This window comes from Mesorhizobium sp. M1D.F.Ca.ET.231.01.1.1 (assembly GCF_003999155.2).
Classification (GTDB): Bacteria; Pseudomonadota; Alphaproteobacteria; order Rhizobiales; family Rhizobiaceae; genus Mesorhizobium.
Genome location: NZ_RZOZ02000117.1, coordinates 1 through 358 on the forward strand (window position 1 = coordinate 1; position 358 = coordinate 358).

Annotated in this window: 1 pseudogene; it reads left to right on the plus strand. The window is 67.9% G+C overall.

The features are described from left to right. Positions 1–251, plus strand: a pseudogene (locus tag EN874_RS34155) (IS91 family transposase); the annotation flags it as partial. Positions 252–358: the final 107 nt, after the last annotated feature.

Here is a 358-nt window from a genome sequence, read left to right on the forward strand (position 1 = left end):
CGGACGGCTTCCATCGCATCCGCCACTACGGCTTCCTGGCCAACGGCCATCGCGCCGCCAGGCTCGACCAGTGCCGCAGGCTGCTGACCAAACCACAACAGGATGATCGCGAACCGGATGCCGAAAGCCCCGCTGCCGCTCCTCTTGCGGCAACGCACCGCTGCCCATGCTGTGGAGGACGGATGATCACGCTCGCAGTCTGGCGCAGCGGACAGGCACCGCCCGGCCCGTTCTGGTGCGACACCTCATGATCGCGGCCGGCGCCTCCTCATCGCCATGCTCAGCATCCGTCACCATGGGCGCCGGAACGCCAACGCTTGGCCCATCGCACAAGGCTGCAAGCAGCCAGCCCGGCGAT